Source organism: Methylovulum psychrotolerans, from assembly GCF_002923755.1.
Taxonomy (GTDB): Bacteria; Pseudomonadota; Gammaproteobacteria; order Methylococcales; family Methylomonadaceae; genus Methylovulum; species Methylovulum psychrotolerans.
In genome coordinates, this window is sequence record NZ_PGFZ01000002.1 from 388,463 (window position 1) to 395,333 (window position 6,871).

Here is a 6,871-nt window from a genome sequence, read left to right on the forward strand (position 1 = left end):
AAAAAGGATTAAAGCAAGTTGATGATTGGGATAGGTGGCTTGACGGTCATTACTCGTCATTGAAAGAGACGTTTAATAAATACAAAAAATATGGCGAATCATTGCCAGAAGAGTTTATAACGATGGATAAATCACGACTTCATTTTTGTGTAATTGCTGGTAGGCGTGACAATTTCAAAGATGAAACATACCGCATTAGTCGCAAAAAATTGAATACTGAGAAAATTTTAATTCTTCATTACGATCATCTTATGGATGCTGCACGGAATACCATTGGTTCAGCAACGTATTGAAATTGTGTGAAATAAATCTAACTGATTAGCAAGTATTACTCTATGTTCAATTTACAAGAAGCCCTTGATAACCGTTTGGCTGCATTAGAATGTAAAAAAGGCAGAAAAGCTGTTAATCAAAACCATAGCTTAACGGATGTGTCCGTAGATTATATAAAACGGTCATTGAAGCAGGCGGGCATCCTCAATAAGAAAGGCAAGTTAGTCGACCGTGTGATTATTTAAGCTCTATTCCATAAGAAAAAATGCTTACCGCTTCCTTATGGTTATCATTTAGACCCTCATTTCAAACCAAAAGGGTCTCCGCCTAGCCGGAAACCCTCCCCAATCCCCGCTTTATTTCGCGTCAGGCTCACTTTCCGAGACCATTGCCGAATAACAATCTAACATGCTCTCGGTAAAATTGGCGTGGGCTTCGGCAAGGGTGTGTTCGGGGGTGAATAGGATACGCAACTCTTCAAAGGCTTTTTTAGGATCCGGTGCAAAAGGCGCGTTGAGCATTTTGGTGTAATTGCGGAAGGCTGTCAGGCGGGACGGGTCGTAGATGAAGATGCCGGGCATTTTGTTGGCACTGGTGTCCACGACGCATTTGGCGAGCCGTTCGGGGTCTATTTTATAGTCTTTTAAATGCTGTTCTTGTTGTAATTGTTGGTCTTTTTGGATGTGTGCCAATACCGCTGCCTGATATTGGTCTTTCTCTGCGCAAGCCGTTAATAAAACAGGCAATAAGGCGATAAGCAGTCGTTTTTTCATGTGTGTTGTGCCTTTGTTGTTATTTTTTGAAGGTTAACTAGCATTATACCTGCAAGTTGTGCTTGTGCAGGCTAGGTGTCGGTTTTTTCGCAAAAAAGTGCGGTTGGGGTATAGGGTTATGTTTGTTCCATAGCCGCCATGGCGTTTTTTATCCAATTCGCCGCTTCTGTGTTGATGTCGTTGGCTTTGCGGCCTTCGGTAGCGATGACCGGGCCGATTTTGACGGTGATGGTGCCGGGATATTTTAAAAAACTGTAGCGTGGCCAGCATTGTCCTGAATTAAGGGCGATAGGCACGACCGGATAGCCGGATTTTTCGGCCAGCATGGCTCCGCCCGCATTAAACTTTTTCACCTCGCCTGGGGCAGTACGGGTGCCTTCTGGGAAAACCACCACCCAAATGCCTTCGTTTAAGTATTGGGTGCCTTTTTCCAGCAACATGCGTAGGGCGGCGCGTTGTTGGGTGCGGTCGATGGCAATCGGCTTTAGGGTCGCCAAGGCCCAACCCCAAAGCGGTAACCACAGTAACGAACGTTTTAATAAGGCGGTTTGGGTAGGCAGAATCTGTCTGAGCGCTAGGGTTTCCCAAGCCGATTGGTGTTTGCACAGCACCACGGCGGCGGTCAGGTCTTTTATGTTTTCCAAGCCTTCTACTTTATAACGTACGCCGCAACACACTTTGGCTACCCAGAGTATGGAGCCGACCCAAAAATTGGCGATGGCATAGCGTACCGAGAAGGGGAAGATAATACAGGTGATGACTACTGGCCCAAAAATGAACGGGGTGAGCATGATCCAGGCAAAAAGTACGCTTGACCCTAAGTAAAGTGTGAGTTTATTGCCCTGATACGAGGTGTTTGGCTGCGTCATAAAGAGTGTCAAAAACAGGAATAGTAAGGTTGGGATGGGCGTTTAAGGTTTGTCTGCCGTTGCCGGTTTTCACCAGGACAGGTAAGGCATCGGCTGCCCAAGCGGCTTGCAGGTCGCGGTATGAGTCGCCGACCATCACGGTTTCGCTTAGGTTAATGTGCTGTTCCGCCGCACATTGCAGTAATAAGCCGGGTTTGGGCTTGCGGCAAGCGCAGGTGCTGTCGGTACCGTGCGGACAGAAATAAATGGCAGCGATAGTGCCGCCGTGTTCGGCGGCTAAGTGGTGCATCTTGGCGTGGATGCGCTCCAGCATGGCCAAATCATACAAGCCCCGTGCTAGACCCGATTGGTTGGTGATGACGGCAACTTGGTAGCTGTGCGCGTTGAGCAGGGCAATGGCTTCCAAACTGCCCGCGATAGGCAACCATTCGTCAGGTGACTTGACGAAGTCTTCAGAATCTTGGTTAATCACGCCGTCACGGTCTAATAATACGAAGCGTTGCTGGTTCATGGGCGGCAGGCGGTAAGAGGCAAGACTAGGTTGCGGGTACGCGGCATCGACTGCCCGGCAAGGCGTATAGTTCCTTGACGGTGCAGCAGTGGTGCGAAGCCGATGGCCGGGTTTTGCATTAGGATTGCAGTTTTGCCAAGTCGGCGCAGGTCAAAAATTGTGCCGACAACAATTCCAGCAAGGCCAAGCGGTTAGCGCGTAAGGCCAGGTCATCGGTCATGACCATGACGTTATCAAAAAACGCATCGACATCATTGCGTAAGCCCGCCAAACGGTTGAGGGTCGCCTGATAATCGTGTTGTGCCAATAAGGGCAGGATGTCTTGGGCAGACTGCCGGGCGGCGGCTAATAATTGTAATTCTTGGACTTCGACCAGTTCGCCGACGATTTCCGCCGGGGTGGTGTCGGACTTTTTCAAAATATTGCGGATACGTTTGTTGGCCGCCGCTAGGCTGTCGGCTTCGGGCAGTTGCCGGAAGGTTTTTACCGCCGCCAGACGCTGCATAAAGTCCAGCGGTTCGGTGGGGGCTAAGGTCATGACGGCATCAAATTCATCGGCGCTATAGCCTTTATCCAGACAGTAGCCTTTGAGGCGGTCAAAAATGAACTCGACCACGGCGTTCTGGGTGGCGGCTTTGTCGAAGCTGTGTGGAAATTGTTCCAACGCCAACGCACAGAGCTTGGGGATGTCCAAGCTCAGGCCGTTTTCTATCATTGTCCGTAACGTGCCTAATGCGGCGCGGCGTAGGGCGTAAGGATCTTTATCGCCAGTCGGTATCAATCCGGCGCTAAAAATGCCTGTTAAGGTATCAAGTTTTTCGGCGATGGCGAGGATTTGCCCAGTGGTGCTGCTGGCGGTTTCGCTGCCCGATTGTTTAGGGAAATACTGTTCTTCCAGCGCCCAAGCCACTTCCGCCGCTTCACCTTCTGCTAAGGCGTAATAACGTCCCATAATGCCTTGCAGGTTGCCGAATTCGCCGACCATGTTGGTCATTAAATCGGTTTTTGCCAAGAGGGCGGCGCGTTTGGCGTAATCGGTATTGGCCGACAATTGCGTGGCGATGGCTTCGGCCAGGGTGATCACGCGTAAGGTTTTGTCGGCAACCGTACCCAGTTTTTCTTGGAAGACGATGTTGGACAGGGTTTCGACGCGCTGCTCTAAGGTTTGTTTGCGGTCTTGTGTCCAGAAGAATTCCGCATCGGCAAGGCGTGGTGTCACTACCCGTTCGTTACCTTGTTGGATAGATTCGGGGCGGGTGCTTTCGATGTTGCTGAAGGTGATGAAGTGTGCCAGCAAACCGCCGTCGGCATTTTTGACCGGAAAGTATTTTTGGTTGGTTTGCATGGTGGTGATCAGCACTTCGGCGGGCAGTTCCAAAAAGCGCGGGTCAAAGTTACCTGTGACGGGTATGGGCCATTCGTTCAGGGCGGCGATTTCTTCCAGCAAATCCTCTTCGATATGGGCACTACCGTTGACCGCAGCGGCGGCCGCTTGGGCTTTGGCGCGGATAATGGCTTTACGCTGTTCAATATCGGCAATGACTTTGCCCTCATTGAATAACGCCGCCTCATAAGCTTGCGGGTTGCTGATGGTGATGGCTTGCGGGGCGTGGAAACGGTGGCCTAGGGTGGTGTTGCCTGTCGTTAGGCCTAGTATTTCGGTGCTGATGACTTGCTCGCCGAACAATAATACCGCCCAATGCACAGGCCGGACGAATTCGGTGGCAAAACTGCCCCAGCGCATCCGCTTGGCGATGGGTAAAGCGGCAATGCTTTGGCGGATGATGTCGGGGATAATCTCGGCGGTGGTTTGGCCTTTGACCGCTTGGGTAAAGCTCAGCCATTCGCCTTTGTCAGTTTTTAATCGTTCCAATTGCTCAAAGGTTGTGCCGCAACTGCTGGCAAAGCCTAATGCGGCTTTGCTGGGCGAACCGTCGGGCGCAAACGCCGCTTGGATGGCAGGGCCGCGTTTTTCCACGGTTTTGTCCGGCTGTGCGGTCGCCAAGTTTTCAATCAGAACCGCTAAGCGTCTGGGTGTGGCGTAGGCTTTGCTGGCCGTAAACGTCAGCTCGGCGGCGTTAAGCCCCTGGATGATGTTGTTTAGCAACGCGTTGCTCAGTTTCAGCAAAGTTTTGGGCGGCAATTCTTCAGAGCCTAATTCGAAAAGTAAATGTTGTTGTTCTGACACAGGGCGACCTTTGTTGGATGTATTTGATTACAGGTTTTGTAATGTGTTGATGTCGGTTTTATAGGTATGGTGTTTTAAATGCGCGACCCAGCCCTTTAATATCCGTATACCGTCAGCCTGTCCAGTTTCCAAATCCCGAAACAGGCGTTTAAAGCGAGGGTCTTGTTTGCTGGTGGCGATCTTGGTTATTTTTATCAAGCTTTTTAAATCCGCTGGCAACCCGTAATCGGGTAACTTCATATTTTTTTCCGCCGCTTGTTTTATCAACCAGCTTTCGATAGGTGGATGCAAAATCAGGTAATGATGTTTTTTCGGGTGTTTAAACAACATCATGTTATGTCTTTCGTATTCGGCAATTTTTACAAATTCGGCCAAGTAATCGACTGGTTTTTTGTCATTATCAATAATGCCTAACGCAAAAGAGTCGGCAAATTTTTCCTGCATCTCCTTGGCGACAGCATGGCAGCCTTTTTGATGATTGTAAGCCTTGGCCGGAAATATCAAAGTCTCAACCAGCATGGTATCGAGATAACATTCTGGAATTATGTGATTATCCATGCGCCGTAAATCGCTCATAATTGAAAAACACATCAATCCCGTAATTATAAACCTCGTTTAATTCTTCATCCGTCAAACGGTAGACAACTGTTTGCCCATCCTGAAAATCGGCCATATAAATGGCTAATTGCGCCCGTGTCTCTTGATCTTCCATGAAATCATTCAAGACATAAGGGCTGTGCGTGGCAATGAAAAACTGGTTGGTTTCGGCGTTAATGACTCCTTGGGTAAAATGGGCAATATACGGCGGAAAACAATGGGCTTCGGGTTCTTCAAACAATAGGATGGAATCTTGATTGGAGGCAATGGCTGCTTTAAAAAAGATAAGCCGTTGCAACGTGTCAGCTATGGAGTTATAAGGAAACGAAATAATATTATCTTCACTCAATGGTTTCATTATTCTTAACGAATTGCTTGCATTGTCGATTAAAAGCTTTAAGCCATAGCCTGAAAGAATGCGTGATAAATCAGATTTTAATTGCTTATTGGTTTGGATAACATGAAGTATATTGACTCCAAAAGGAGGAATTAAAAATGGGCTGTGTTCTTTTTCCAGGATTAAGCCGGAAGTGAATTTATAGGGTTTGACTTGGAATAAGCTATTGTGCGATTCCATTTTCCATTGTTCATAATCTGTCCGGTACGTTGTTATATTGGCTTCGCTATCAACATAAAAAGTATCGCCACATCCTTCTCCTAATGATGTTGTAATTTCTAGTCGTGAACCCTGGTCACTGAGGATGCAATCCTTCTCAATATTATTGATTTCATTCTTTGCTACCACTATGATGGGTCTATCTATATCCCCGTCACTGGTAACACCATTAAAAAACAATTCTGCGGTATTATCATAGCGAATAAACGCAGACAATTTTTTATTGATGTTAAATTGGCTATAATTTAATCCAAATAAACCCAACGCCTCCAAAATATTAGACTTGCCCACATTCGGCTTACCAATCAGCAGATTAATGCGTTTACAATCGCTTAAGGTCACACTTTTAAGCGATTTGAAATTGGTAATATTTACGGATTTGAAAAAATTTTCCATTTTATTGTTAGGCCAGCAAATTAGTTTTTAAGCCGTGCCAATTCATTGCAAGCTTGGCGCAACGATGACGGGGCGGTGTTAGGCAAACCCTTAAGGCAGATTTCTGCTTTTAGTTTTTTGGCGAATTCTGTGGGTTTTGAGCCTTTTTTATAGTGAGGTGCGTAATCTTTTATTTTGCCTTTCTCGTCTGGTTCTTCAATGTCCAGATCGCCAGTATCAATATAACAAAACCATGATTCAATATTGCGGATGGGTGAAAATATTAAAATGGCTTCATCGGCTAACGGGGTGGGCTTTAAATGCTGGGCATTCCCTATGGTGTCGTCATCAATGATAACGACCAAGATATAATCTAAATACGTTATTTTGCTACGGAACGCTTGCACTTCTTTTTCATAGCGTGCCTTTACAAATTCCGCACCCGAACCCGTGCTTCTGCCTTTAGGATTGAAGTCACCGCGTATTTTTCTTGTATCAAATCCCAACAGCTCAAAATATTTTCTGGCGAAATGGTAGTGAACCGTATCTTCACATAAAATAAAAACGTGGGCATTACGATTCATCAATCCAGCCCCTCTCTACTAACTCCGCAATAGAAAGCCCGCTGTCATTTTCTGCACTGATTTTTTTCACTCGGGTTAAATTATT

9 protein-coding genes are annotated in these 6,871 nt (G+C 47.0%); 2 read left to right on the forward strand and 7 right to left on the reverse strand.

Annotation, left to right across the window (positions count from 1 at the left end):
• A partial coding sequence (locus tag AADEFJLK_RS23880) for a Shedu anti-phage system protein SduA domain-containing protein (protein ID WP_146054536.1) occupies positions 1-293 on the forward strand: 293 nt, incomplete at its 5' end.
• 42 nt (positions 294-335) lie between these two features.
• Positions 336-518, forward strand: a complete 183-nt coding sequence (locus AADEFJLK_RS07495) for a hypothetical protein (RefSeq protein ID WP_103973833.1) — start codon at positions 336-338, stop codon at positions 516-518.
• Between the two features lie 111 nt (positions 519-629).
• On the opposite strand, the gene AADEFJLK_RS07500 is transcribed toward AADEFJLK_RS07495, so the two are convergent.
• From AADEFJLK_RS07500 to AADEFJLK_RS07530, 7 genes are all read right to left on the reverse strand, one after another.
• Entirely contained in the window at positions 630-1,046 is a 417-nt protein-coding gene (locus AADEFJLK_RS07500) for a hypothetical protein (protein WP_088618438.1), read from the reverse strand.
• A 116-nt stretch (positions 1,047-1,162) separates the two neighbouring features.
• Positions 1,163-1,837: a lysophospholipid acyltransferase family protein gene (locus tag AADEFJLK_RS07505; RefSeq protein ID WP_249027998.1), complete on the reverse strand. Its 675-nt coding sequence runs from the start codon at positions 1,835-1,837 to the stop codon at positions 1,163-1,165.
• Positions 1,838-1,880: 43 nt separating this feature from the next.
• Entirely contained in the window at positions 1,881-2,426 is a 546-nt protein-coding gene (gene gmhB / locus AADEFJLK_RS07510) for a D-glycero-beta-D-manno-heptose 1,7-bisphosphate 7-phosphatase (RefSeq protein ID WP_103973835.1), read from the reverse strand.
• A 118-nt stretch (positions 2,427-2,544) separates the two neighbouring features.
• The gene (gene glyS, locus AADEFJLK_RS07515; protein WP_103973836.1) at positions 2,545-4,614 is read right to left on the reverse strand and encodes a glycine--tRNA ligase subunit beta; all 2,070 of its coding nucleotides are present in this window, start codon (positions 4,612-4,614) and stop codon (positions 2,545-2,547) included.
• Positions 4,615-4,641: 27 nt separating this feature from the next.
• Positions 4,642-5,172: a hypothetical protein gene (locus AADEFJLK_RS07520; protein WP_103973837.1), complete on the reverse strand. Its 531-nt coding sequence runs from the start codon at positions 5,170-5,172 to the stop codon at positions 4,642-4,644.
• Positions 5,165-6,223 carry an AAA family ATPase gene (locus AADEFJLK_RS07525; protein ID WP_103973838.1) on the reverse strand — a complete coding sequence of 353 codons (1,059 nt, stop codon included), beginning with the start codon at positions 6,221-6,223 and terminating at the stop codon, positions 5,165-5,167. Before AADEFJLK_RS07525 ends, AADEFJLK_RS07520 begins: the two co-directional genes overlap by 8 nt.
• 20 nt (positions 6,224-6,243) lie before the next feature.
• Positions 6,244-6,786, reverse strand: a complete 543-nt coding sequence (locus tag AADEFJLK_RS07530; RefSeq protein WP_103973839.1) for a hypothetical protein — start codon at positions 6,784-6,786, stop codon at positions 6,244-6,246.
• Positions 6,787-6,871: the final 85 nt, after the last annotated feature.

Excerpts from the sequence above, each read along its gene's own strand:
- gmhB (WP_103973835.1), bottom strand. The coding sequence starts at position 2,426 with ATGAACCAGCAACGCTTCGTATTATTAGACCGTGACGGCGTGATTAAC.
- AADEFJLK_RS07500 (WP_088618438.1), bottom strand. The coding sequence starts at position 1,046 with ATGAAAAAACGACTGCTTATCGCCTTATTGCCTGTTTTATTAACGGCT.
- AADEFJLK_RS07525 (WP_103973838.1), bottom strand. The coding sequence starts at position 6,223 with ATGGAAAATTTTTTCAAATCCGTAAATATTACCAATTTCAAATCGCTT.
- AADEFJLK_RS07495 (WP_103973833.1), top strand. The coding sequence starts at position 336 with ATGTTCAATTTACAAGAAGCCCTTGATAACCGTTTGGCTGCATTAGAA.
- AADEFJLK_RS07520 (WP_103973837.1), bottom strand. The coding sequence starts at position 5,172 with ATGGATAATCACATAATTCCAGAATGTTATCTCGATACCATGCTGGTT.
- AADEFJLK_RS07530 (WP_103973839.1), bottom strand. The coding sequence starts at position 6,786 with ATGAATCGTAATGCCCACGTTTTTATTTTATGTGAAGATACGGTTCAC.
- AADEFJLK_RS07505 (WP_249027998.1), bottom strand. The coding sequence starts at position 1,837 with ATGCTCACCCCGTTCATTTTTGGGCCAGTAGTCATCACCTGTATTATC.